Genomic DNA, 22,376 nt, shown 5'->3' with positions numbered 1-22,376 from the left:
GAGAAATATACCGCACTGCACCAACCACATGACGAAACTGGAAACCCCTGAACCGGCCAAGACTTCCATCCAGGTCATCGAGCGCATGGTGGCGTTGCTCGACGTACTGGCCAGTTATCCCGACCCCGTGAGCCTGAAAGAGTTGTCGAAGGTTTCGGGCCTGCACCCGTCGACGGCGCACCGCATCCTGAACGACATGGTCGTGACGCGTTTCGTCGACCGCGTGGAACCGGGCACCTACCGCCTCGGCATGCGGCTGCTCGAACTGGGCAACGTGGTCAAGAGCCGGCTGTCCGTGCGCGAAGCGGCCGTCGACCTGATGCGGGCGCTGCACAACAAGACCAAGCAGACGGTCAACCTGTCGGTGCGCCAGGGCGACGAGATCGTCTACATCGACCGCGCCTTCTCCGAGCGCTCCGGCATGCAGGTCGTGCGCGCGATCGGCGGCCGTGGTCCGCTGCACCTGACGTCGACCGGCAAGCTGTTCCTGTCGATCGACGAGCCGAAGGCGATCCGCGCCTATGCCACGCGCACGGGCCTCGCGGGCCACAACAAGAACTCGATCACGGACCTGACGCGCCTGGAACGCGAACTGTCGCTCGTGCGCGCCCGCGGCTATGCGCGCGACAACGAGGAACTGGAACTGGGCGTGCGCTGCATGGCCGCCGGCATCCATGACGACAGCGGCAAGCTGGTCGCAGGACTGTCGATTTCGGCGCCGGCGGACCGCCTGCAGGACGACTGGCTGGAAGATCTGGTGAACACGGCGGCGCAGATTTCCGCGACCCTCGGCCACCGTGTCGGTGGGACGAGCTGACCGTTACTGAACGACCGGCGCCGCCGTCCCGGCGGACACCGACGCCGGCACCGTCGCCGACACGGTCACGGGCACACCTGCGGCTGCAGTGGGCGACATATTGGCCGGCAAGGCGGCCGGCTTGAGCGCTTCGAGCCAGCGGCGCATGCGGCCCGCATCCGCGGTACGCGACTGCTTGCCCTTCGAATCGAGGAACACCATGATCACGTTGCGGCCCTGGATCATGGCCTGCATCACGAGGCAGCGCCCCGCTTCGTTGATGAATCCCGTCTTCTGCAGGCCGATGTTCCAGTCGGGCGACGCGACGAGGTAGTTGGTGTTGTGGTACTGCAGCGCCCGGCCGCTCGCCTGGACGACGTAGTTCGGATCCGTCGTGTACTGGCGCAGCAGCGGCTCCTGGTGCGCCACTTTGACAAGCTTGGCCAGGTCGCGCGCGCTGGAAATGTTCTGGCTCGACAGGCCGCTCGAATCCACGTAATGCGTGTCGTTCATGCCGAGTTCGCGCGCCTTCGCATTCATCGCGTCGACGAAGGCATTGATCCCGCCCGGATAATTGCGGCCCAGCGCGGCGGCGGCGCGGTTCTCCGAGCTCATCAGTGCGATATGCAGCAGGTTACCGCGCGTCATGCGCGCACCGACGGGCAGACGCGAGCTGGTGAATTTGTGACGGTCGACGTCGGCCTCGGTAATCGTCAGCACTTCGTCCAGGTCTTGCCGGGCCTCGACGACGAGCAGGCCCGTCATCAGCTTGGTAATGGAAGCGATCGGCAGCGCGACGGCGGCATTCTTTTCGAACAGCACTTCCGAGCTCTGCTGGTCCAGCACGTACGCGACGTTCGAGCGCAGGTCGAGCGGATCATGCGTGCGGCTCAGGCCCGCGATGTCGCCCGCGCTGAGCATGGCGACGGCCGGCGCGGCGCGGCGGACGCGCTTGACGACGACGCGGCGCTTGCCATGGACCATCTCGATGCGGCGCACCATGCGCTGGCGGTTGTCGTCGGCGATGACCTTGGCCAGGTTGGTGCGCTTGGCCTTGACGCGCTTCGTCGCGGCCGCATGCCCCTTGTGCTTGGTCGCGGCCGCGGCGGGTTCGAGCACGAACATCATGGAAATGGCGGCTGCCAACGCGAGCTTAAGCATCTGAAAATCCTTGAACGCGAACTGAAGAGCACTGAATGCAGTGTAGCGGATGACGTGGGGAGCGCAAGTGCGCACCCGACGACTGTACCATCTACGCCCATTTTTTCCTACAACGCAAAATGAGATGCGTTGTAGAAATCTCTTGATTTTTCAATAGCTTGCGAAGGCAAGTATAGCGTGCTAGTCCAGGAAACGGGCAAAGGACGGCACCGGTTCGCGTTCCGTGACCAACGTATTTTCCACCTTGTCCGGATCGGCAAATCCGAGCGCCATGCCGCACACGACCATCTCGTTTTCGGGCAGACCGAGCTCGTCGGAAATGATGCGGTGGAATTGCGTGAACGCGGCCTGCGGGCACGTGTCGAGGCCGCGGCCGCGCGCGGCGACCATGATGTTCTGCAGGAACATGCCGTAGTCGAGCCAGGAGCCCTGCTCCATGATGCGGTCGATGGTGAAGATCATGCCGACGGGGGCGTCGAAGAAGCGGTAGTTGCGGCCGTGCTGGGCCGCCATGCCGGCCTTGTTGTCGCGCGTGAGGCCCAGCAGCGCATATAAATCCCAGCCGACCTTGCGGCGCCGGTCGACGAACGGCGACACCCACTCGCGCGGGTAGTACGCGTATTCCTCGACGTGCTCGCGGCTCTGCGCCGGGTCCGCGTAGGCGGCCAGGATGCGGCCGGACAGGCGTTCCTTGGCGGCGCCCGTCAGCACGTGGACTTTCCACGGCTGCGTGTTCGTGCCGGACGGCGCGCGCGCCGCCACTTCCAGGATGGCTTCGATATCCTCGCGCGCGACCGGCGTCTCCAGGTACGCGCGGATCGAACGCCGCGAGGTGATGGCGGCGTCCACCGCCTGTTGTTGTGCGCTCGTGATCATGCACTCTCCTTTTATTTTTTGACGACGAATGCGACGCCCAGCACCGCGACGACCATGCCGGCCAGGCCGAGCATGCTGAGCTTCTCGCCGAACATCAGCCAGGCCATCAGGGCGGTGGTGGGCGGCGTCAGGTACAGCAGACTCGTCACGCGGGTCGCGTCGTTGCGGCTGATGAGGCGGAACAGCAGGAAGATGGCGCCGATCGACAGCGCCAGGATCGCCCACAGCAGCGCCCCAAGAAATTGTGGCGTCCACTGGATATTCTCCATGTGCGGGCCGAAGCCTTCCAGCAGTACGGCAAACGGCAGCAGCGCGAGCGCGGACGTCGCGTACTGGATCACCGTGCCGGTGCGCAGGTCGAATGTCGGACAGAAGCGCTTCTGGTACATCGTGCCCGCCGTGATCGACAGCAGGGCCAGCACGCACAGCGCGATCGCGGCCGGCGCCAAACCGTTCAGGTGGATCTTCGCGGCCACGACGAGGCCGACGCCGCACAACCCGAGGCCCAGCCCCAGCCATTGGCGCGGGCGGACCTTTTCGCCGATCAATGGCGCGGCGATGGCCGTCAGGATCGGCTGCATGCCCACGATCAGCGCGGACAGCCCGGCCGGCATGCCAAGCTTGATCGCGCCCCACACGCCGCCCAGGTAGCCCGCCTGCAGCAGCAGCCCGGCCACCGCCACGTGACGGATGCGCCCGCGTGGCCAGGCGGCACCCGTCAACAGCACGACGGGCAACAAGATCAGGACGGCACCCAGGCAGCGCAGGATGAGGAAGGACATCGGCGGCGCATACGGCAAGCCGTATTTCGCGGCGATGAAACCGGTGCTCCAGAGAACAACGAAAAACAGCGGCATCGGTCGAATGATCATTTGGCAAGTCTAACATGGCTGACCTTACCCGTTTGCGCTTGCTGCAAAGCACTAAAGTGTTGTAACGGCGCAAACAAAAACCATGCAAACGTTTGTATCTATTGATCTTACTCAAGAGAGTGCGGTTGAATTGTGCGACGCATCAAAAGTGCTTGACGCATAATCGAAAACCGGGAAAAATGGCTTCATGTTGCGGCGCACAATCAACGCGCATTATCAAGCAGTGCCAGGTTTTTCCTTGTTTCATCGCTTCACTGGTCCATGCAGGTGTCCCAAGACACCTGAAAAGCAAAAGTTCATAACGATCCATTACTGGAGAACCATATGTTTGCATTCCCTGAGCAGTTTTCGAACGCGACCAAAGCCAACCTCGAATCCCAGTTCGCCCTGTTTTCGGCCCTGACCTCCAAGACTTTCGAAGGCGTGGAAAAGCTGGTGGACCTGAACATCAACACCGTCAAGGCCGCCATCGAAGACTCGTCGGCAACCACGCGCCAGCTGCTGGCTGTCAAGGATGCCCAGGAATTCTTCGCCGTGTCGGCTTCGCAAGCCCAACCGGCTGCTGAAAAAGCCCTGGCCTACAGCCGCCAGGTGGCATCGATCGCCGCCGACACCGGCGCCGAATTCTCGAAAGCCGCCGAAAGCCAGTTCGCCGAAGTCAACCGCAAGGTGATCTCGCTGGTCGACGAAGTGACCAAGAACGCCCCGGCCGGTTCGGAGACCTATGTCTCGGCCCTGAAAACCGCCATCAGCAACGCCAACGCCGGCTACGAGCAGTTCACCAAGACGACCAAGCAGGCCGTCGAGGCGATCGAATCGAACCTGAACGCCGCCGTGTCGCAGTTCACGCAAGCCACCCGCAAGGCTGGCGCTGCCGCCAACTCGGCTGCTGCTGCCTAAGCTGTAAGATCACACCGCTGCTTCCCCCTCTCACGGAAGCCGAACGGCCCGGACCGCGCAAGCGGTTCCGGGCCGTTTGTTTTGTTGGCCTCACGCGTGGGCACCCCGTGCCCGCCATTTATTCTCCCAGATACGCCGCCTGTACCCGCGGATCATGCAGCATGTCCTGCGCATTCCCCGTCATGGTGATCGCGCCCGACTCCATCACGTAGGCGCGGTGCGCCGCCTGCAGCGCCAGCTTCGCGTTCTGTTCCACGAGCAGGACAGTGATGCCCTGCTTCGACACGTCGCGGATCACCTCGAAGATCTTCTCGACCATGATCGGCGCAAGACCCATCGACGGCTCGTCCAGCAACAGCAGCGTGGGATGGCACATCAGCGCGCGCGCCATCGCCAGCATCTGCTGCTCGCCGCCGGACAACGTGCCGGCCAGCTGGCTGGAGCGCTCCTTCAGGCGCGGGAACACGGTGTACCACTTCTCGATGTCGTCCTCGATGGCAGCCTTGTCGTTGCGCGTGTACGCGCCCATCAGCAGGTTTTCGTGGATGGTCATGCGCGTGAACACGCCGCGGCCTTCCGGCACCATCGCGAGCTTCTGCTCGACGAGCTTGAACGACTTATTCGCATTCAGCGGCTGGCCGAGATAGGCGATCGTGCCTTCCACCTTGCACGGCGGCAGCGTGCCCGTGATCGCTTTCAAGGTCGTCGTCTTGCCCGCGCCGTTTGCGCCGATCAGCGTGACGAGTTCGCCGCGGTTGACTTCCAGGTCGATCCCTTTGACGGCCTTGATGCCGCCGTACGCCACCTTCAGGCCGGAAATTTTCAGAACATGATCGACCATCAGTGGGCACCTCCGAGATAGGCTTCGATGACGGCCTGGTTCTTCTGGATCTCGGCCGGCAGCCCTTCCGCGATCAGCTTGCCGTACTCCAGCACCGAAATGCGGTCGCACAGCCCCATCATGAGTTTCACGTCGTGTTCGATCAGCAGGATCGTGACGCCCGCGCCCTGGATCTTGACCAGCAACTCGCGCAGCGCGACCTTTTCCGTCGCATTCATGCCGGCCGCGGGCTCGTCCAGCGCGAGCAGCTTCGGTTCCGTCGCCAGCGCGCGGGCGATCTCCAGGCGGCGCTGGTCGCCGTACGACAGGAAGCGCGCCGTGCGCTGGGAAAACTGCCCGATGCCGACGAAGTCCAGCAACTCTTGCGCGCGGGCGCGGATCGCGGCCTCTTCCCGGCGCGCGGCGCCGTGGCGGAAGATGGCACCGAACACGCCCTGGTGCGTGCGCACGTGGCGTCCCACCATCACGTTTTCCAGCGCGGACATTTCACCGAACAGGCGGATGTTCTGGAACGTGCGCGCGATGCCGGCCTTGGCGACGGCATGCGGCGCCGACGGCGAATACGGCTTGCCGTCCAGCTGGAACGTGCCCGTGTCCGGTTGATACAGGCCCGTGATCACGTTGAAGAAGGTCGTCTTGCCGGCGCCGTTCGGGCCGATCAGGCCATAGATCTGGCCTTTCATGATCTTGATGCCGACGTCCGTCAGGGCTTGCAGGCCACCGAAGCGTTTGTTGACGCCGGAGATGTTCAGCAGGATGTCGCTCATGCCTCGCTCTCTTCCTCTTTGGCGATGGCCGCATTGGGGCGGTCTTCCTTGACCGGCGACGGCCACAGGCCCGCCGGACGGTTCAGCATGATCAAGACCATGGCCAGGCCGTACAGCAGCTGGCGCAGCACCTCGGCCTCGATGACGACCTTACCGAACAGCGCCTGCTGCGCCGGTTCGACGATGTGGCGCAGCACTTCCGGCAACGCGGCCAGCAGCACGCCGCCCATCACGACGCCGGGGATATGGCCGATGCCGCCCAGTACGACCATCGCCAGCACGGCGATGGATTCCGTCAGCGAGAACGATTCTGGAGAGACAAAACCCTGGAAGGCCGCGAACATGGCGCCCGCCACGCCGCCGAACGACGCGCCCATCGAGAACGCGAGCAATTTGACGTTGCGGGTGTTGATGCCCATCGCCTTCGCGGCGATCTCGTCTTCGCGGATCGCGACCCACGCACGGCCCAGGCGCGAATGCTGCAACCGGCTCGTCATGAAGATCGTCACGATGCACAGCAGCAGGAACAGGAAGTAATAGGCGTTGACGGACGGGATGCCGTAGCCGCCGACGTACACCGTCGCGCGCGACCCCGCCTCGCCGGCCAGCGACACGCCGAAGATGCGGACCGGATCGATCAGGTTGATGCCTTGCGGACCGTTGGTGAAATTGATCGGATCGTTCAGGTTGTTCATGAAGATCCGGATGATCTCGCCGAAGCCCAGCGTGACGATGGCGAGGTAGTCGCCGCGCAGCTTCAGCGTCGGGGCGCCCAGCAGCGCGCCGAACAGCGCGGCCGTCAGCCCCGCCAGCGGCACGACGAACCAGACGGACAGGTGGATGCCGTTGGTGCGCACGTCCTCGCCGAAGGTGCGCACGATGGCGTCCTGCAGTTCGGGGTGGTAGTTCACAATGGATTCCAGCAGCGCGGCGAACTGCGGCGACGCGAGCAGGCCCGTCAGGTACGCCCCGACGGCGAAGAACGCGATATAGCCCAGGTCGAGCAGGCCGGCGAAGCCGACGACGATGTTCAGGCCCAGCGCCAGCATGATGTACAGCAGCGCCATGTCGAGGATGCGCACCCACGAGTTGCCGAACTGGGCGGCGACGAATGGGAAGATGAGCATCACGGCCAGCAGCACGGCCATGCTGGCGTACGATTGCCGCGGTTTGTGGACGGTGTCGAAAGTCAGGAGAGACATGGGTGATCTCCTCACGCGCGGTCGGCCACGCGCTCGCCCATGATGCCGGACGGACGCACGGTCAGCACGAGGATCAGCACGATGAACGCGAAGATGTCCTGGTAATGGCTGCCGAGGAAGCCGCCGGTCAGGTCACCGATGTAGCCGGCACCGAGGCTCTCGATGATGCCGAGGACGATCCCGCCGATCATGGCGCCGTAGATATTGCCGATGCCGCCCAGCACGGCGGCAGAGAACGCCTTCATGCCCGGCACGGTGCCCATCGCGAACTGGATCGATGCGTAATTCGCGCCCCACATCACGCCGGCGACGGCCGCCAGCGCGGCGCCGATGGCAAACGTGGCGACGATGACGCGGTTGGAGTCCACGCCCATCAACCCGGCCACCCGCGGATTCTCGGCGACGGCGCGCATCGCGCGGCCCATGCGGGTCTTTTCGACGAGGAACACGAGGCCGACCATCGCGGCGGCGGCCAGCACGAGCAGCAAGATCTGCGTGTGCGAGATCACGGCGCCACCGACATTGACCGGGTCGGACGACAGCAGTTGCGGGAACGGCAGCGGGCTGCGGCCCCAGATCATCATGGCGAAGGTCTGCAGCAGGATCGACACGCCGATCGCGGTGATCAGCGGGGCCAGGCGCGGCGCGTTGCGCAGGCGGCGGTAGGCGATGCGTTCGATGAGGACGTTCACGAGCATCGTGATGGGGATCGCGCCGACGATGGCGATGGCGAGCTGCACGCCGCCGGGCAGGCCGGGAAAGACGCCGTCCAGCAGTTTCAGGATCGACAGGCCGACCATGGCGCCGATCATCAGCACGTCGCCGTGGGCGAAGTTGATGAGGTTGAGCACGCCGTAGACCATCGTGTAGCCGAGTGCGACGAGCGCATACATGCTGCCCAGCACCAGCCCGTTCAGGATCTGTTGGACAAAAGTTTCCATGCTTGTGTGGTTTCCTTTCGAACTAACAAAAACGGCACCCGTGGTACGAGTGCCGCTAGCCAAGCAACATAATTCCGAGCGTCATCATAACAGATGCGTTGCCGGGATTTACACGTCGCGCAGGGTCACCACCGGCATGGTCAGGTTGCGTTTGTCCTTGAAAAACGCGACGTCGAACAGGGCGGCAGCACCGACGACATCCTTGCCGATGCGGCGCAGCAGCGTGGCCGCCGCCTCGATCGTGCCGCCGGTCGCCAGCACGTCGTCGACGATCAGCACGCGCTGGCCCTTGATGCGCTCCGGCTGGATCTCGATCGTGGCGCTGCCGTACTCGCGGCGGTAATCGATGCCGATCGCGGCGCCCGGCAGCTTGCCCGGTTTGCGCGCCATCGCGAAGCCGATGCCGCGCTGGTACGCGAGCGCGCCCGCGAGCATGAAGCCGCGCGCGTCCATCGCGAGGAGGAAGTCGACGTCGAGGTGGGCCGTGCGTTCGGTCAGCGCGTCGATGGCGAGCTGCCAGTGGGTCGGGTTGTCGAAGACGCAGCCCACGTCGATGAAATTCACGCCCGGTTCCGGGTAATCCTGGAAGAATTCCAGCGGGATGGTGTCGAAACCGGAGGGCGAGCGCGGGCGCAGGTCGAATACGTTCATTGGATCAAACCGGGGGTGATTCAGGCTGCGGCCTTGCCGCCGTCCAGGCCCTTGGGCAGCGGGAACGTGACGTGCTCTTCGACGCCCTCGAGCGCGCGCACGCTGGCGGCACCCAGGTCTTTCAGGCGCTCGATGACGGCTTGCACGAGCACTTCCGGGGCCGACGCGCCGGCCGTGACGCCGATGCGCTGCCTGCCGGCGATCCAGGCCGGATCGATGCCGGCGGCGTTGTCGACCATGTAGGCCGGCGTGCCCTTCTTTTCCGCCACCTCGCGCAGGCGGTTGGAGTTCGAGCTGTTCGGGCTGCCGACGACGATCACGACTTCCACCTGCGGCGCCATGAATTTCACGGCTTCCTGGCGGTTCGTCGTCGCGTAGCAGATGTCGCCCTTCTTCGGCTCCACGATGTTCGGGAAACGGGCCTTCAGCGCGGCGATGATCTCCGCGGTGTCGTCGACGGACAGGGTCGTCTGCGACACATAGGCCAGCAGGTCGGGATTGCCGACGTTCAGTTTCGCCACATCGTCGACCGTCTCGACGAGGTGCATGCCCTCTTCCGCCTGGCCCATCGTGCCCTCGACTTCCGGGTGGCCGGCGTGGCCGATCATGACGATTTCGGCGCCCTGCTTGCGCATCTTGGCCACTTCCACGTGCACCTTGGTGACCAGCGGGCAGGTGGCGTCATAGACCTTCAGGCCGCGCGATTCGGCTTCCTCGCGCACGGCCTTCGACACGCCGTGCGCGGAAAACACGAGCGTATTGCCGGCCGGGACGTCGTCCAGGTCTTCGATGAAGATGGCGCCCTTGTTGCGCAGGTCGTTGACGACGTAGGCGTTGTGGACGATTTCGTGGCGCACGTAGATGGGCGCGCCGAACTGCTGCAGGGCACGCTCGACGATCTCGATCGCACGGTCGACGCCGGCGCAAAAGCCGCGCGGCTGGGCTAACAGGATCTCGTTGTCCATGGTTCGGTGATGGCTGTGGTCAGAGTACGGAAATCAGCTGGACTTCGAACTTCAGCGGCTGGCCGGCCAGCGGGTGGTTGAAGTCGAACACGGCGTCGTTGGCGCGCATCTCGCGCAGCACGCCGGCAAAGCGGCCGCCGCCCGGCGCGCGGAAGTCGACGAGGTCGCCGACCTGGTAATCGGCATCCGGTTCCGAGTTCTCGTCCAGGGTCTTTTTCGTCACGACCTGGATCAGGTCGGGATTGCGCTCCCCGAATCCTTCAGCGGCGGTCAGGTCGAACGTCGTGTGCGTGCCTTCGGCCAGGCCGAGCAGGCGCTGCTCCAGGAACGGTGCGAGCTGGCCCTGGCCCAGCAGCAGGGTGGCCGGGGTGCTGCCGAAGGTCGTGACGATGTCCTTGCCGTCGGCGGTGGCAAGACGGTAATGGAGGGTCAGGTACGACGATTCGGTGACGACGGGAGCGTTAGTGGAGGACATTGTTGCGTGTTCGGTTGACGTGTTGGGTAGGAAGGGCCTGTTACCAGAACCCCTCCCCCCTAAGAACCGTGCGTGCGGCTTTCACCGCACACGGCTCAAGCGTAATAAAAGCTCCTATGCAGGAGCCGGCTTGACGACTTGTAAATTAAGGCTGTGTACTTGAGTATGGCAATTTGGGTGCAATAATACGCGATTTTCAGGGGCATCGCTGCCGCCGGCCACACGGTAAACGATGTGATGGTCATGCCATCCGGTCTCCATGTCCATCTCGTATCCGCACAACGCACACAAGCCGCGTTGTTCCATGTACAACGTTGCCCATTGCTTTCGGTAGCGCATGTTCTTCAACATGCGCTCCTGCCGCAGGGCTTCACCGTAGGCTTCCCATTGCGGATCGTAGGGATGAAATTCCCCCTTGATCTTCTTGTGACGCTCGATGGCTGTCCCCGCCAGCGAGTACAGTTCCATCACCTCTTTGCTGCCCTCTTTCGTGACAACGTCCGCCGCAAACACCCAATTTCGATCACCAGCCGATCGCCAATATCTCTTGCGAATCCAGCCGAGGTTCTTGTTCGGATGCCTGCGTTTGGCCCACCGCAGGAGCCGCCAAGTCAGCAGCGACTCCATGCGCGAGTAAGCCTGTTTGGCAACGACGGGACTGTGGTACTGCGCCCAGCCCCGTAGCATCGGATTCAGCATTCGGATCAGATCCTCCTGCTTCACCATCAGACGTTCTCCGATCGTCTTCCTCAACTTTTCATAGAACGCGTTTGCGTTTTTCTTACTTGGTTTGATCAGCAGTTTTCCCTGATATTTCCGGAAATTCCACCCCAGGAAGTCAAAACCTTGATCAATGTGCACGATACTCGTCTTGGCCCGGGACAGTCGCAATCCCCGAGCTGCAAGGAATGCTTCGAGCCATGGCCTGATTTCTGTCTCCAGCAATTCTTCCGAACCGCCGGTTACCACGAAATCGTCCGCGTATCGCACGACACCGATTTTGAGTTTTTCGATCTTTGACTTGCCGAATTTTGAACCGAGGTGTTCAACCAACTGCACCTCTAATCCGTTCAGCGTCCAATTTGCCAGTGCAGGGCTGATGATGCCGCCCTGCGGCGTTCCCGCTGTGATTGCCAGAAACTGCGCCCGATTGATGACTCCGGACTTCAACCACTTCCGAAGGATCGTTTTGTCCATGCAAACATGGTCGATCAGCCAGTTGTGATTGATGTTGTCAAAGAAGCCTTCGATATCCGCATCCAGCACCCATTGCGCCGAAGTTCTTCGACACGTCTGGAGAAAGATTTGAGACATCGCATCCGCCGTCGAGCGATTCTTCCGAAATCCGTAGGAGTTCGGGTCGCTCACCGTTTCAAGTACCGGATCGAGAGCCAGCAGGTGCAACGCTTGCATGGCTCGATCCTTCATGGTCGGAATGCCCAGTGGACGTTCCTTCCCATTGGACTTGGGAATATAGACCCTCCGTAGTGGCAAGGGCCGATATCGGCGCTTCTGCAACTGCGCAATTGCCGCAAACTTCTGCGAAGGTGTATCCCATAACTGCTGGTCGACACCCGCGGTACGCTTACCTTGATTCTCGGTCACTCGTTTTACTGCCAGCGCTTTCGCACTGAACGAGCGGGTCAGCCACCGTTGCAGGGATTTCACCCTGCGCCAGTTGCCTTCCTCTGTAGCCTTCGTCAGACGGATCTGCATGACTCTCACGTTCCTTTGAACGCGCTGCCAATCGATGGCAGCCCATTCAGTTGGGACGAGCGAGGACGCAGAACCGATTGCTTTGCACTCGATTACTCCCATTGCTGAACCTCGTTTGTCTATGTAGCCGCTGACGACTATTGCACCAGATGGAAGTCTGCGCGCTTTCACGCCGGGACAAATTCTGAATCCCTATCCAACCCATTACAGGCCGGCATTCGCTTTTTCCATCCTCCCATACCCGCTCCGCCATGGGCTTCCCTTACGGGTTGCTTGCCTTCCCCAGTGTTCCGAGACGGGCGGCGAGTCGGGCTTACCACGTTCCCTGCGATACCAGCACGGCCTTGTTGCGCCGTACATGACTGTTTAGGGTCCGACTATCCCCCGGTGGTTCAAAGACGACGTATCCCCAGTTTGCACAGGGACATCCAACCACACACCTTTTGGTTCAGGCCACCAGCAGATTGGGCCTGTCAATAGTCACGAGGGTTCAAGCGTCAGTTCACATTACGTTACCCATGCAGCCTCACCTAGCCCCTTACCGCCTTTCTGCTGGCAGTCTCCGCTCTCACGCTCGCGCGGTAGAACGCCGTTTACACGGGGGTTACATTGTCATCGGAGCTTCACACCTTTCCGTTACCGGAAACGCATGTCCAATTAGGTGACGGGCGGTCGTACACCCGGTCACGGCTCCCGCTCGTCCACAGGACGGGACAGGGGCGTGACAAGGCATCGCAGAACTTGCACGATCTTGCTGTTCCACGCTGCAAACAAGACAAGAGATGCCTTGTCCTGAATCCCTCAGCAAGAAACGCCGAGGCTCTAGATTGTTTTGAGTTGCTTTGGAACTTGTCGTAGAGAAACAACACATTGCGAGCCCTTTTAGAGCGATAGAGCGGTCCTCGCGGCGTCAGGATCAGCAAAAAATCGCTGATCTGGACGGGTTAGACCTGAACTTTTAACAAGGTAATTGTTTGATTTTCCCGAAATTGCGGACGCAACTAGGGAGCCCTCGGTGTTTTGATGCCAGCTTCGATGTGATTTCATCAATCAAATCAAGAGTTTACCGATTGGCTTGCAGGATGGATACAGCTTCAACTAACTGCCGCAAAGGCGGCGATCGCGACAACGTGTCGCACGCAAACCGCTATTGTAAGCCACCTGTGCCCGTCCCGCCTCAGCCGGTGCGATTTCTGTCGCCGATCTGTTGCACTTGCAAAAACGTCACGATCACGGGCTTGCGCATGCCCAAACCACCCTGTTCCCGTCGCGCGAATAATGGACGATCTTGCATGGAGGGTCGGATGGGAATCGAAGACTGGCCGGAGCAGACCCGGCCGCGCGAACGGCTCGTGCGCGAGGGCGCGCAGGCGTTGTCGGATCCGGAACTGCTGGCGCTGCTGCTGCGCGTGGGCGTGCGCGGCAAGAGCGCGGTCGAGTTGGGCCGCGACATTCTCCGACACTTCGGCTCGCTGCACGGCCTGTTCGGCGCGACGCTGGACGATTGTACCGAGGTGCACGGCCTCGGCATGGCGAAATATGCGCAATTGCAGGCCGTGATGGAACTGGCCCGCCGCGCCATCGCCGAACAATTGCAGGCGGGAGAGGCGTTCGGCTCGCCCGAGCTCGTCAAGCGCTACCTGCGCATGAAGCTGGGCGGCCAGCGTCACGAATCGTTCGTCGTCCTGTTCCTGGACGTCAAGAACCGCCTGATCGCCGACCGCGAACTGTTCCGCGGCACGCTCACGCAGACCAGCGTGTATCCGCGCGAAGTCGTCATCGAGGCGCTGGACTACAACGCGGCCAGCGTGATCCTCGCGCACAATCACCCGTCCGGCGTGCCAGAGCCGAGCGAGGCCGACCTGCGCCTCACGGGCGCCCTGGTCAAGGCGCTCAGTCTCGTGGACATCCGCGTGCTCGACCATTTCATCGTGGCCGGGCCGCTCATCCATTCCTTCGCGGAGCATGGGCAGATCTGAGCTCATCTGAGCTCATCTGAGCTAAGATGCTCTCATGCCCATCCGTATCCTCGCCCTCTGCGGCAGCCAGCGCACCCGTTCGATGAGCGGCGGCCTGCTGCGCGCCTGCCGCGACCTCGCGCCCGACGGTGTCGCCGTCCACCTCTTCGAACACCACCTGGATTTCCCGCTGTTCAATCCCGAGCGCACCGAGATCCCTGCCGGCGTGCGCGCGCTGCAGGAGGCGATCACGGCGGCCGACGCCCTCCTCATCGCCAGCCCCGAGTACGCGCATGGGGTCACGGGCACCATCAAGAACACGTTGGACTGGGTCGTGAACCACGCGCCGTTCGCGGGGAAGCCGGTCGCCGTGCTGAATCCGTCGTATCAATCGTTTCATGCCGACGAGGCGCTGAAAGAGACGCTGCGCACGATGTCGGCCGACCTCGTCCTCGACGCCTGCCTGCGCATTCCCGTCATCGGCTCCCGCGTCGATCCGGACCGGATTGCGTCGGAACCACGCTTCGCGGCGCCGATCACGGCCGCCCTGCGGGCGCTCGTTGCACACGTCGGACGCGCGAATAACAGTGTGTAAACAAGCCCTTACGAAGCAAACATTGCGAAACTTCACGATTGTTAAATGTCGTCGATTTATCGATTAACAATTTTTTTCCGCAAGTTGTTGATTACTCGACGGTTTTCGAGCTATACTCTCGTTTTTCCGATTGTGGAAGTTTATTCAAGGAGTGCGCTATGGCACGTGTTTGCCAAGTTACTGGCAAGGGTCCGATGGTTGGCAACAACGTCTCCCACGCCAACAACAAAACCAAGCGTCGTTTTCTGCCGAACCTGCAGAACCGCCGCATCTTCGTAGAATCCGAAAACCGCTGGGTCTCCCTGCGTATTTCGAACGCCGGCCTGCGCGTCATCGACAAGCTCGGCATCGACGCTGTGCTGGCCGATATGCGCGCCCGCGGCGAGAAAATCTAATTAGGGAGTCATCATGGCAAAAACTGGCCGCGACAAGATCAAACTGGAATCGACCGCAGGTACCGGTCACTTCTACACCACGACCAAGAACAAGCGCACGATGCCGGCGAAGATGGAAATCACCAAATTCGACCCGAAAGCTCGCAAGCACGTGGTCTACAAAGAAACCAAGATCAAGTAATCTGGTTCTCTTCAAAGAAAGCCGCCCGCTTCACCGCGCGCGGCTTTTTTGTTTTTCTAAGCCATTGATTGGGGTCATTTGATCCACTCTCCCGCGTCGTTATAGTCGATCGTCCACCTTCGCTGGAGAATCGCCTTATGTGGCACCATCTGTGGCCTACCCGACTGTCGCTCCTGCCTGTCCTGGCCGCCCTTGCCGGCCTCGCGGCGTGCTCCACGCCCTACCGCCCTCCCGTCGTCGTGCATGGCAGCGCGACCTTTCCCGGCATTGCCAGCAGCGTTGCGGAAGCCGGCACGCGCCCCGTCGATGTGCTCCTCGTCCACGGCATGTGCACCCACGACACGGCCTGGGCCGAGCGCCAGATCGACCGCATCACGGGCATCGTCGAAGCGCACGCGCCGGCACCTGCCAGCACCACGGCGGCGCCGCGCGTGGAAGTCGTCGAGCGCACGCGCAGGCTCGCCGGCGGCACGGTCCGCTTCCACGCCCTGGTCTGGTCGCCGCTGACGGCCGGCCTGAAGCACCAGCTCGACGTCGACATGACGGGCAAGCCGACGGATTGCACCGCGGCCGGCGCCTGCAAGCCGAAGCGCGCCTCGCTGAACGGCTACGTCAAGGACAACCTGCTGAACGATTGCCTGTCCGACGCCGTCATCTACCAGGGCGAAAGCCACGTCGCGATCCGCGATGCGATGGTGCGGACGATCGCGCAGGTGCTCGAGCAGGATCCCGACAGCGAGGCACCGCTCGTCGTCGTCGCGGAAAGCCTGGGCAGCAAGATGCTGTTCGACGCCCTGAGCGCCATGCTGGAATCGTGGCAACCGCAGACGCGGGCGCTGGGCCAGCAGGCGGCACGCCGGCTGGGACTGCTGTTCATGGCCGGCAACCAGTTGCCCATCCTGGGCCTGGCCGAGCAGTCGGCGGCGGCACAGCGGGCGATCGCCACGCAGGACATGCGGGTGGCCGACGCCTTGCAGCGCTTCCTGGAACTGCGCCGGCGCCAGCCCAACCGCCGCGCGGACACCCTGCAGCGCCTAGCCGTCGTCGCCTTCACCGATCCGAACGATTTGCTGTCCTACCGCCTGCTGCCCGCCCGCTACGCGGCGCCGGACGTGGCTGTCGCCGACGTGCTCGTGTCGAACGACAGCACGTGGCTGGGCTTGATCGAAAACCCGGTGACGGCGCACCTGGATTACCTGGCAAATCCGGACGTCGGAACGATGATCGCTTGCGGCTATCCGCCGGTAGCGTTCTGCCGCTGATCGTCACGCCGAACTGCCGTGCGCCCGCCCGTGACGGATGCGCGTAGAGTCGAATGACCACCAGCACCGCCCCATGCCATCTCGATGACGCGCATAGAGCGCCCTCGGGCCAGGCCCGGAAACGGGATATGAATCGAGAGCATCATGAAAGAATCCAGACCTTCCAATACCTTTCGCGGATTGCCGCTCACGTCCGAGCAGGACAGCGAAATCCGGCACTATATCCACATCAAGGAACGCAGCGGCACCCCGTGGGACACGCCTGAACTCGCCGCCATGCTGGCGGACATGCTGGATCCGCCCGAGCTGGCCGCCGAGGAGCGCCAGTCGATCGACGACAGCATGCGGGCCGAACATGCCACCGCGCGGGAAGACGCCGACGCCGAGCTGCTGTCGCCCGAGTCTGGACAGCACGCCACCTAGGGCGTGTCTGACTGACCTCAGAGCAGCCATAAAACAATTGTCGCCACAAGCACGGCGGTGAAGAAGTTATGGCCGCGTTTATCGTATCGCGTTGCGACGGCGCGGAAGTCTTTTAATCGGTTGATGGCGCGCTCGACGACGTTACGCCCCTTGTACGCTTCAGCGTCGAAGCGCGGTGGCGATCCGCCCCGACGCCCTTTGCGCAGCCGGTTTTTCTGTGCATCGAGTCGTTCCGGGCAGACGCAGCGAATTCCCCGCTGCTGGATCTCTCGCCGATAATGACGCGCGCCATATGCCCGGTCGACACGTAGGCACGTCGGGCGTTTGCGCGGACGCCCTCGTCCCGATCGGGGCACGGAGATGGCATCAAGGACGGTGCCGATGTTCGCCGCGTCGCTGCATTGCCCGGCTGTGACTACGAAAGATAAAGGCAAGCCATGCCCGTCTACGCAGAGATGGATTTTGCTGGTGAGGCCACCACGCGAATGTCCCAGCCACTCGTCAGTTACATCCCCCTTTTTTCTGACGAAGGAAGCGTCTTCCGGGCGCCGGCCGCACTTCGTTGCGCCTTCACATGGGTCGCGTCAAGCGCAGCGCCATCCCAGTCGATGCGGCCAGACGCATCCGCTGCCGCTTGCATGATCTTGAGAAGGCGGTGCCATGTACCGTTGCGCGACCAGCGCACAAACCTGTCGTAGCAGGTCTGCCAGGGACCGTAGCGAGGCGGAATGTCGCGCCAGGGCGCGCCAGTTCGCAATCGCCACAAGATCCCGTTGATCACATGTCGATGCCCGACATACGCATGACCGTGACGTGGATTGGGCGGCAAATGTGGCTCCAGCTGCCGCCATTGCTGTTCAGTTAGATCAGTTCGGCTCATCGCCATCTGACCAACCAAACAAAATTTCGTTCACTCAGTCAGACAGACCCTAGTGCGGGCGCGGCCTATCGCCCGGACTCGTCCGGCGGCGAAGGCGTGATGGCTTCCGAAACCGATTGCTCCGGGCTGAGCCGGCGGCGCAAGTCAGGGCGGGTCAGTACCCGGTGGATAACCTGGAGTGGAACGTGTTTGTGTTCCATGTAGCGTTGGGCGAGGTCCGCGTTACGGACGTAAAGGATATTCAGGCCGCGCGCGACGGCGTTTGCGGTCGCTTCGTCGGAACGGCGTTGACGTTCTATCATGACAGGTTCTCCGGACTTGGCAGGACACGCCCGATTGACGCCGATACCCTCCCTTTCGGCGATCATACGCGCGCGCCGTTCGATGCACCAGCCATTTCAGGCACTGCCGCCGATCGGGCCCCGGAAAAGAAAACACCCCTGCACGAGGGGTGTTCGTCATGGGCCGGCCATGCCGGCCATGTCATGCCTGCTTACGCATAGCTGCGCAGGCGCATCGAAAACTCTTGCAGCGCCTTGATACCCGACGCTTCGGCGCGGGTGCACCAGTCCTGCAGTTGGTGCAGCAGCTGGTCGCGGGTCGAGTGCGAGCGCTCCCAGATCGCGCCCAGTTCCACGCGCATCTGGTGCATCGTTTCCAGGGCTTTGCTGTGCTGGAACAGTTCGACCAGCTGGGCCTGTTGCGGCGCCTGCAGCTTGGCCGGTTCGCGCTGCATCAGCTTGCGCGAGCTCTTCAGGAAGCGGGATTCCAGCTCGGCCTTTTGCTTCAGGTGTTCCACTTCTTCGCGGAACGCGTACTTGACGGACTTGGCATATTTCGCCATCACGTCGTAGCGGTTGGCGATGACGGCCTGCAGGGTGTCGAAGTCGGCTTCCAGCTTGTTCTTTTGCAGTTTCGGCTTCGGAATGGTCTTCTTGACCTTGGCCAGGCCCACCGTTTCCATCATGCGGATGTAGGCCCAGCCGATGTCGAACTCGTACCACTTGCTCGACAGCTTGGCCGACGTGGCGAACGTGTGGTGGTTGTTGTGCAGCTCTTCACCACCGATGAGGATGCCCCACGGCATGATGTTCCGGGCCGCATCATTGCAGTCGTAGTTGCGGTAGCCCCAGTAGTGGCCGATGCCGTTGATGATGCCGGCCGCCGTGATCGGGATCCACAGCATCTGCACGGCCCAGATCGTAATGCCGGCGACGCCGAACAGCGCGACGCTCAGCGGCAGCAGCATCGACACGCCCAGCCAGCTGTACTTCGTGTACAGGTTGTTCTCCATCCAGTCGTTCGGGCAGCCGTGGCCGTACTTGTCCAGCGTTTCCTGGTTCTTCGTTTCGGCGCGATACAGCTCCGCGCCACGCAGCAACACTTCCTTGATGCCGCGCGTCACCGGGCTATGCGGGTCGTCCACCGTCTCGCACTTGGCATGGTGCTTGCGGTGCACCGCAGCCCATTCCTTGGTTACCTGGCCCGTGGTCAGCCACAGCCAGAAGCGGAAGAAGTGACTCACGATCGGGTGCAGGTCCAGCGCGCGGTGCGCCTGGTGGCGGTGCAGGTAAATCGTCACGCCGGCGATCGTGATGTGCGTGACGACCAGCGTGTACACGACCATCTGCCAGACCGACAGGTCGAACAGACCGCCATCCAGGAAGGACAGCACGGCGTGCAGGATGTTGCTGAGAAAATTCATCGATACTCCACTAAGGATGAGAGGATGCTGTTCTTTCTATGAAACAGTCACTATGACAAGAGTGTCACGCTTTCGTGCATGACGCAAAGATGCATTTTACGCGTAACCGGTGCCGCACGGCACGCCGTGACGCAATCGACGCGCACCCGGCTAAGAATTCTGCGCCGGCTGCGTGATCCGCGCCACAACCGATGCTATATGGGAGTCGAGGAGGCGGGTATCAACAGATGGAAAGCCCAGTTTGACGGTACCGGACTGCACCAGGGCATACACCTTTTTATTGATTTCCGAAACGACACCGCCCTGCCCGTTCTCCGGATCGGCGATCCAGAAACCCAGGTCGAGCTCGTAGCCGTCCGGACCGAAGCGCGACAGCGAAATGCCGGGCGCCGGATTTTCCAGCACGCGCGGCGTGCCGACGGCCTGCGCCACCAGCAACGGCATCACCTGCTCCAGGTCGGAACCGTAGGCAACCGTGATCTTCGTCGACGCGCGCACCCTGCGCGTCGTCAGCGACTGGTTCTGCACGGGGCCGGAAATGAGTAACTCGTTCGGCAACACGGTCTCGACGCCGTCCAGGCCCTGCAACACGGTGTAGCGCGTGTTGATCTGGGTGACCTTTCCCGTGAACGTGCTGACCGTGATCATGTCGCCGATGGACAGGCTCCGTTCGAGCAGGATGATGAAGCCGGACACGTAGTTGCTGGCGATTCTCTGCATGCCGAGACCGAGGCCGACGCCCAGGGCGCCGCCAAACACGGACAGCACGGTCAAATCGATGCCGACCAGGTTCAGGCTCAGCAGCACGGCGCCGACGATCATCAGCGCGCGGCCCAGACGCGCCAGCGCCACCCGCAGCGAGCTGTGCAGCGCGTGCACGCCCATCAGCCGCTCTTCCAGCGCGGCGCCGGCCCACAGGGCCAGCATCAGCATCACGACGACGGACGCGACGGCCTGCGCGATGTCGGCGAGGGTCACGCTGCTGGATTTTTTCGGACCGAACTGGATCTTGTAGCTGTCGAGGAAATCGAAGATATCCGGCCACAGGCCCGTGATGTACAACGCCACCGCGAGCCACGCGACGAGCGCGAAGATCTTTTCGAATGTGACGAGCGCCTGCCCCAGCTGTCCGCGGCGCGCGAACACGCGGCGCAGCAGGTAGAACACGAGGCGGATGGCGGCCAGCGACCAGAACACGGGGATCGCCACCTTGACGATGTTCGTGTGGAAGTGGGTTTTGGTTAGCACCACCTGCGCCAGGTACAGCAACCCGACGACGAGCAGCGGCGCCACGACGCGCGTAAAACTTTCCACGCCCGTGTGCAGCAGGCTGCCGTCCTCGCCGCGGCGGCGGCGCCACCACACGCGGACCAGTTGCGCGCTGAGCCAGCCGAACAGGATCGAAGCGACGATGGACCCGACCTGCCACGGCATGCCGGGGCGGCTCAGGTCATCCAACAGGTCGTCGATCAGGTTGGTCAGCGGCATCGGCCCCAATTACTCCGAAGCAGCGTCTTCGTCGGGCTCGTCGGCAGCGGCCTTGGCGGGCGCGGCCTTGCGCTCCAGCACGGCGGCGAAGAAGCCGTCCGTACCGTGCTTGTGCGGCAGCATCTTGAGGTAATCGCCCATCTCCAGCGGGATGCGCTGCTCGGCCAGGACCTTGTGCATCGGCACCAGCTCGAAATCCGGGTGCGTGGCGAGGAAGCCCTGCACGATGCCCGTGTTTTCTTCATCCAGCAGGCTGCAGGTCGCGTAGACGAGGCGGCCGCCGAATTTCACGAGGCGCGCGGCGCCGTCCAGGATCGATGCCTGTTTTTCCGTCAATTCGACGATATCTTGCGGCTGCTGACGCCATTTCACGTCCGGATTGCGGCGCAGGGTGCCCATGCCGGAGCACGGCGCGTCGACGAGCACGCGGTCGATCTTGCCGGCCAAACGCTTCACTTTGGCGTCACGTTCGTGCGCGATGACGACCGGATGCACGTTCGACAGTCCGCTGCGCGCCAGCCTCGGCTTCAGCTTGGTCAGGCGCTTTTCCGACACGTCGAACGCGTACAGGCGGCCCGTGCTGCGCATGATGGCGCCGATGGCCAGCGTCTTGCCGCCGGCACCGGCGCAAAAGTCGACGACCATCTCGCCGCGGCGCGCGCCCAGCAGCTGGGCCAGCACCTGGCTGCCCTCGTCCTGCACTTCGATCGCGCCTTCCTTGAACAGCGGCAGGTTCTGCAGCGTCGGCTTCTTCCAGATGCGCAGGCCCAGCGCCGAGTACGGCGTCGGTTCGGCGGCGATCGGTGCCGTCGCCAGTTCGGCGATGACCTTGTCGCGGTCGGTCTTCAGCGAGTTCACGCGCAGGTCCAGCGGCGCCGGCGTGTTCAGCACGGCGGCCAGCGCCAGCGTCTCTTCCTCGCCGTACTGGGCGACGAATTTGTCGTACAGCCAGTCGGGCAGGTTCGCCAGTTTCTTCGGCGGCAGCAGCGAACGGTCGATCTCCTTGATGCGCGTCAGCAGGGCCATTTCGTCTTCCGACAGGCCGCCCAGCGAGTCGGCGCCGATGGCTTCGGCCATGCCGAGCACCGTGAGGCGGCGCATCGACGCGCCGGTACCGGCGAAATCGGTGAAGAACGATTTATGACGCAGGACGGCATAGACGCATTCGGCGATGGCGCCGCGTTCGCGTCCGCCGAGACGGGGGTGGTCCTTGAAGTAGCGCGACAGGGTGACGTCGGCAGGGGAAGTAAAGCGCAGGATCTCGCGCAATACCTCTTCAGCATTGCCGAGTATCGCGGGTGGCAATCTCATGGGTGTTCCTTGGTG

24 protein-coding genes are annotated in these 22,376 nt (G+C 62.7%); 9 read left to right on the top strand and 15 right to left on the bottom strand.

Annotated features, from left to right (window positions below; all coding sequences use genetic code 11):
* The first annotated feature begins 28 nt into the window (after window positions 1-28).
* Window positions 29-817 carry an IclR family transcriptional regulator gene (locus ACEN98_RS07570; protein WP_056136110.1) on the top strand — a complete coding sequence of 263 codons (789 nt, stop codon included), beginning with the start codon at window positions 29-31 and terminating at the stop codon, window positions 815-817.
* A 3-nt stretch (window positions 818-820) separates the two neighbouring features.
* Here the strand turns inward: ACEN98_RS07570 and pbpG are convergent, their stop codons facing one another.
* From pbpG to ACEN98_RS07555, 3 genes are all read right to left on the bottom strand, one after another.
* Window positions 821-1,957 (bottom strand): D-alanyl-D-alanine endopeptidase, encoded by a 1,137-nt coding sequence (pbpG, locus tag ACEN98_RS07565; protein WP_413383135.1) that lies wholly within the window; start codon window positions 1,955-1,957, stop codon window positions 821-823.
* Window positions 1,958-2,137: 180 nt separating this feature from the next.
* Entirely contained in the window at window positions 2,138-2,833 is a 696-nt protein-coding gene (locus ACEN98_RS07560; RefSeq protein WP_413337031.1) for a nitroreductase, read from the bottom strand.
* An 11-nt stretch (window positions 2,834-2,844) separates the two neighbouring features.
* The gene (locus ACEN98_RS07555) at window positions 2,845-3,705 is read right to left on the bottom strand and encodes a DMT family transporter (RefSeq protein WP_413383133.1); all 861 of its coding nucleotides are present in this window, start codon (window positions 3,703-3,705) and stop codon (window positions 2,845-2,847) included.
* Window positions 3,706-4,029: 324 nt separating this feature from the next.
* Between ACEN98_RS07555 and phaP the strand changes: the two genes are divergently transcribed.
* Entirely contained in the window at window positions 4,030-4,605 is a 576-nt protein-coding gene (phaP, locus tag ACEN98_RS07550) for a TIGR01841 family phasin (protein WP_036239861.1), read from the top strand.
* A gap of 118 nt (window positions 4,606-4,723) precedes the next feature.
* On the opposite strand, the gene ACEN98_RS07545 is transcribed toward phaP, so the two are convergent.
* The 8 genes from ACEN98_RS07545 to ltrA all read right to left on the bottom strand — a co-directional run bounded on the left by ACEN98_RS07545 (window position 4,724) and on the right by ltrA (window position 12,265).
* The gene (locus ACEN98_RS07545; RefSeq protein ID WP_413383132.1) at window positions 4,724-5,446 is read right to left on the bottom strand and encodes an ABC transporter ATP-binding protein; all 723 of its coding nucleotides are present in this window, start codon (window positions 5,444-5,446) and stop codon (window positions 4,724-4,726) included.
* Window positions 5,446-6,213: an ABC transporter ATP-binding protein gene (locus ACEN98_RS07540; protein ID WP_413383130.1), complete on the bottom strand. Its 768-nt coding sequence runs from the start codon at window positions 6,211-6,213 to the stop codon at window positions 5,446-5,448. Before ACEN98_RS07540 ends, ACEN98_RS07545 begins: the two co-directional genes overlap by 1 nt.
* Window positions 6,210-7,415 carry an ABC transporter permease subunit gene (locus tag ACEN98_RS07535; protein WP_413383129.1) on the bottom strand — a complete coding sequence of 402 codons (1,206 nt, stop codon included), beginning with the start codon at window positions 7,413-7,415 and terminating at the stop codon, window positions 6,210-6,212. The genes ACEN98_RS07540 and ACEN98_RS07535 overlap by 4 nt, the downstream gene beginning before the upstream one ends.
* A gap of 11 nt (window positions 7,416-7,426) precedes the next feature.
* Window positions 7,427-8,356, bottom strand: coding sequence for a branched-chain amino acid ABC transporter permease (locus ACEN98_RS07530; RefSeq protein ID WP_413383127.1), 930 nt, complete (start codon window positions 8,354-8,356; stop codon window positions 7,427-7,429).
* Window positions 8,357-8,464: 108 nt separating this feature from the next.
* Entirely contained in the window at window positions 8,465-9,007 is a 543-nt protein-coding gene (locus ACEN98_RS07525) for an adenine phosphoribosyltransferase (RefSeq protein WP_413337036.1), read from the bottom strand.
* Between the two features lie 20 nt (window positions 9,008-9,027).
* Window positions 9,028-9,972: a 4-hydroxy-3-methylbut-2-enyl diphosphate reductase gene (gene ispH, locus ACEN98_RS07520; RefSeq protein WP_413383125.1), complete on the bottom strand. Its 945-nt coding sequence runs from the start codon at window positions 9,970-9,972 to the stop codon at window positions 9,028-9,030.
* A gap of 19 nt (window positions 9,973-9,991) precedes the next feature.
* Window positions 9,992-10,447 carry an FKBP-type peptidyl-prolyl cis-trans isomerase gene (locus ACEN98_RS07515; RefSeq protein ID WP_025511734.1) on the bottom strand — a complete coding sequence of 152 codons (456 nt, stop codon included), beginning with the start codon at window positions 10,445-10,447 and terminating at the stop codon, window positions 9,992-9,994.
* Window positions 10,448-10,561: 114 nt separating this feature from the next.
* Complete coding sequence (gene ltrA / locus ACEN98_RS07510) at window positions 10,562-12,265, bottom strand: group II intron reverse transcriptase/maturase (protein ID WP_413383123.1); 1,704 nt, start codon at window positions 12,263-12,265, stop codon at window positions 10,562-10,564.
* A 1,202-nt stretch (window positions 12,266-13,467) separates the two neighbouring features.
* On the opposite strand from ltrA, the gene radC reads away from it, so the two are divergent.
* From radC to ACEN98_RS07480, 6 genes are all read left to right on the top strand, one after another.
* Window positions 13,468-14,142: a RadC family protein gene (gene radC, locus ACEN98_RS07505; protein ID WP_413383121.1), complete on the top strand. Its 675-nt coding sequence runs from the start codon at window positions 13,468-13,470 to the stop codon at window positions 14,140-14,142.
* A 34-nt stretch (window positions 14,143-14,176) separates the two neighbouring features.
* Complete coding sequence (locus ACEN98_RS07500) at window positions 14,177-14,716, top strand: NADPH-dependent FMN reductase (protein ID WP_413383119.1); 540 nt, start codon at window positions 14,177-14,179, stop codon at window positions 14,714-14,716.
* 158 nt (window positions 14,717-14,874) lie between these two features.
* Window positions 14,875-15,111 (top strand): 50S ribosomal protein L28, encoded by a 237-nt coding sequence (gene rpmB / locus ACEN98_RS07495; protein WP_025511730.1) that lies wholly within the window; start codon window positions 14,875-14,877, stop codon window positions 15,109-15,111.
* Window positions 15,112-15,124: 13 nt separating this feature from the next.
* Complete coding sequence (gene rpmG, locus ACEN98_RS07490) at window positions 15,125-15,292, top strand: 50S ribosomal protein L33 (protein ID WP_029755886.1); 168 nt, start codon at window positions 15,125-15,127, stop codon at window positions 15,290-15,292.
* Window positions 15,293-15,429: 137 nt separating this feature from the next.
* Window positions 15,430-16,554 (top strand): hypothetical protein, encoded by a 1,125-nt coding sequence (locus tag ACEN98_RS07485; RefSeq protein WP_413383117.1) that lies wholly within the window; start codon window positions 15,430-15,432, stop codon window positions 16,552-16,554.
* Window positions 16,555-16,698: 144 nt separating this feature from the next.
* Window positions 16,699-16,977, top strand: a complete 279-nt coding sequence (locus ACEN98_RS07480) for a hypothetical protein (protein ID WP_413383115.1) — start codon at window positions 16,699-16,701, stop codon at window positions 16,975-16,977.
* Between the two features lie 17 nt (window positions 16,978-16,994).
* Here ACEN98_RS07480 and ACEN98_RS07475 read toward each other — a convergent pair.
* Window positions 16,995-17,857 (bottom strand): IS5 family transposase gene (locus ACEN98_RS07475; RefSeq protein WP_413381855.1). Its coding sequence is split into 2 segments (ribosomal slippage): window positions 16,995-17,515 and window positions 17,515-17,857, totalling 864 coding nucleotides; the frame shifts between segments, so codons are not numbered across the junction.
* 185 nt (window positions 17,858-18,042) lie between these two features.
* Between ACEN98_RS07475 and ACEN98_RS07470 the strand changes: the two genes are divergently transcribed.
* Window positions 18,043-18,360 carry a hypothetical protein gene (locus ACEN98_RS07470; protein ID WP_413383113.1) on the top strand — a complete coding sequence of 106 codons (318 nt, stop codon included), beginning with the start codon at window positions 18,043-18,045 and terminating at the stop codon, window positions 18,358-18,360.
* Here the strand turns inward: ACEN98_RS07470 and ACEN98_RS07465 are convergent.
* The 3 genes from ACEN98_RS07465 to ACEN98_RS07455 all read right to left on the bottom strand — a co-directional run bounded on the left by ACEN98_RS07465 (window position 18,351) and on the right by ACEN98_RS07455 (window position 22,361).
* Window positions 18,351-19,562, bottom strand: a complete 1,212-nt coding sequence (locus ACEN98_RS07465; RefSeq protein ID WP_413383111.1) for a fatty acid desaturase — start codon at window positions 19,560-19,562, stop codon at window positions 18,351-18,353. The genes ACEN98_RS07470 and ACEN98_RS07465 overlap by 10 nt on opposite strands.
* Before the next feature lie 150 nt (window positions 19,563-19,712).
* On the bottom strand, window positions 19,713-21,050 hold the full coding sequence (locus ACEN98_RS07460; RefSeq protein ID WP_413383109.1) for a mechanosensitive ion channel family protein: 1,338 nt from the start codon (window positions 21,048-21,050) through the stop codon (window positions 19,713-19,715).
* Between the two features lie 9 nt (window positions 21,051-21,059).
* Window positions 21,060-22,361: an RsmB/NOP family class I SAM-dependent RNA methyltransferase gene (locus ACEN98_RS07455; RefSeq protein ID WP_413383107.1), complete on the bottom strand. Its 1,302-nt coding sequence runs from the start codon at window positions 22,359-22,361 to the stop codon at window positions 21,060-21,062.
* Window positions 22,362-22,376: the final 15 nt, after the last annotated feature.

Source organism: Massilia sp. CT11-137 (assembly GCF_047302885.1).
GTDB lineage: Bacteria > Pseudomonadota > Gammaproteobacteria > Burkholderiales > Burkholderiaceae_D > Telluria > Telluria orientalis.
The sequence above is the reverse complement of the archived record's forward strand: the minus strand, read 5'-3'. Positions and strand labels throughout refer to the sequence as shown.

What these genes read in the sequence shown, in the direction of transcription:
- ACEN98_RS07545 (WP_413383132.1), bottom strand. Translation starts at nt 5,446, where the DNA reads ATGGTCGATCATGTTCTGAAAATTTCCGGCCTGAAGGTGGCGTACGGC.
- ACEN98_RS07555 (WP_413383133.1), bottom strand. Translation starts at nt 3,705, where the DNA reads ATGATCATTCGACCGATGCCGCTGTTTTTCGTTGTTCTCTGGAGCACC.
- ACEN98_RS07480 (WP_413383115.1), top strand. Translation starts at nt 16,699, where the DNA reads ATGAAAGAATCCAGACCTTCCAATACCTTTCGCGGATTGCCGCTCACG.
- ACEN98_RS07485 (WP_413383117.1), top strand. Translation starts at nt 15,430, where the DNA reads ATGTGGCACCATCTGTGGCCTACCCGACTGTCGCTCCTGCCTGTCCTG.
- ACEN98_RS07570 (WP_056136110.1), top strand. Translation starts at nt 29, where the DNA reads ATGACGAAACTGGAAACCCCTGAACCGGCCAAGACTTCCATCCAGGTC.
- ispH (WP_413383125.1), bottom strand. Translation starts at nt 9,972, where the DNA reads ATGGACAACGAGATCCTGTTAGCCCAGCCGCGCGGCTTTTGCGCCGGC.
- pbpG (WP_413383135.1), bottom strand. Translation starts at nt 1,957, where the DNA reads ATGCTTAAGCTCGCGTTGGCAGCCGCCATTTCCATGATGTTCGTGCTC.
- ltrA (WP_413383123.1), bottom strand. Translation starts at nt 12,265, where the DNA reads ATGGGAGTAATCGAGTGCAAAGCAATCGGTTCTGCGTCCTCGCTCGTC.
- ACEN98_RS07515 (WP_025511734.1), bottom strand. Translation starts at nt 10,447, where the DNA reads ATGTCCTCCACTAACGCTCCCGTCGTCACCGAATCGTCGTACCTGACC.
- ACEN98_RS07500 (WP_413383119.1), top strand. Translation starts at nt 14,177, where the DNA reads ATGCCCATCCGTATCCTCGCCCTCTGCGGCAGCCAGCGCACCCGTTCG.
- rpmG (WP_029755886.1), top strand. Translation starts at nt 15,125, where the DNA reads ATGGCAAAAACTGGCCGCGACAAGATCAAACTGGAATCGACCGCAGGT.
- ACEN98_RS07525 (WP_413337036.1), bottom strand. Translation starts at nt 9,007, where the DNA reads ATGAACGTATTCGACCTGCGCCCGCGCTCGCCCTCCGGTTTCGACACC.
- ACEN98_RS07540 (WP_413383130.1), bottom strand. Translation starts at nt 6,213, where the DNA reads ATGAGCGACATCCTGCTGAACATCTCCGGCGTCAACAAACGCTTCGGT.
- phaP (WP_036239861.1), top strand. Translation starts at nt 4,030, where the DNA reads ATGTTTGCATTCCCTGAGCAGTTTTCGAACGCGACCAAAGCCAACCTC.
- ACEN98_RS07560 (WP_413337031.1), bottom strand. Translation starts at nt 2,833, where the DNA reads ATGATCACGAGCGCACAACAACAGGCGGTGGACGCCGCCATCACCTCG.
- ACEN98_RS07455 (WP_413383107.1), bottom strand. Translation starts at nt 22,361, where the DNA reads ATGAGATTGCCACCCGCGATACTCGGCAATGCTGAAGAGGTATTGCGC.
- ACEN98_RS07530 (WP_413383127.1), bottom strand. Translation starts at nt 8,356, where the DNA reads ATGGAAACTTTTGTCCAACAGATCCTGAACGGGCTGGTGCTGGGCAGC.
- ACEN98_RS07535 (WP_413383129.1), bottom strand. Translation starts at nt 7,415, where the DNA reads ATGTCTCTCCTGACTTTCGACACCGTCCACAAACCGCGGCAATCGTAC.
- radC (WP_413383121.1), top strand. Translation starts at nt 13,468, where the DNA reads ATGGGAATCGAAGACTGGCCGGAGCAGACCCGGCCGCGCGAACGGCTC.
- ACEN98_RS07465 (WP_413383111.1), bottom strand. Translation starts at nt 19,562, where the DNA reads ATGAATTTTCTCAGCAACATCCTGCACGCCGTGCTGTCCTTCCTGGAT.
- rpmB (WP_025511730.1), top strand. Translation starts at nt 14,875, where the DNA reads ATGGCACGTGTTTGCCAAGTTACTGGCAAGGGTCCGATGGTTGGCAAC.
- ACEN98_RS07460 (WP_413383109.1), bottom strand. Translation starts at nt 21,050, where the DNA reads ATGCCGCTGACCAACCTGATCGACGACCTGTTGGATGACCTGAGCCGC.